The following is a 400-nucleotide window of genomic DNA, read 5'->3' as shown; positions in this document are numbered from 1 at the left end:
GTCTGCGGCACGCCGGGTTGGCGCGGCGAGGGGGAAGTAGGGATCTTGACGACGGACGATGGCGTCGGCTTTGCCGTTGAAGGTTCGGTGTCGGTACCCGACGGCCCTGTTGCCGGAGGGGGCGGCTCAGATGGTTTGGGCGGTTGCGGGGTGTCGCCGGTGTTAACCTCGAGACCCTCGCCCAGCCAGGGCAAATTGAAACTGTCGAAAATACCTTCGTTGACGCCGGCGACGGACTTCGTCCCGTTCGCATGCTCGGTCACCCCAATTTCGGGCGACCGATCCCCCCAAAGCATAGTTAGCCGCCGGAGCTGCATTCGGCGCATCGGATCTGCCTCGGCCGCGTCGATGACCTGCGCGAGAAATCCGCTTGGATGAAGCGATCGCTCCGGCATCCATT

1 pseudogene is annotated in these 400 nt (G+C 63.8%); it reads right to left on the bottom strand.

From position 1 onward, the window contains the following. Window positions 1-263, bottom strand: a pseudogene (locus tag EN780_RS40225) (hypothetical protein); the annotation flags it as partial. Window positions 264-400: the final 137 nt, after the last annotated feature.

This window comes from Mesorhizobium sp. M4B.F.Ca.ET.089.01.1.1, from assembly GCF_004022605.1.
GTDB classification, from domain to species: domain Bacteria; phylum Pseudomonadota; class Alphaproteobacteria; order Rhizobiales; family Rhizobiaceae; genus Mesorhizobium; species Mesorhizobium abyssinicae.
Note: the sequence above shows the minus strand (reverse complement) of the source record. Positions and strands in the feature narration are given on the sequence as shown.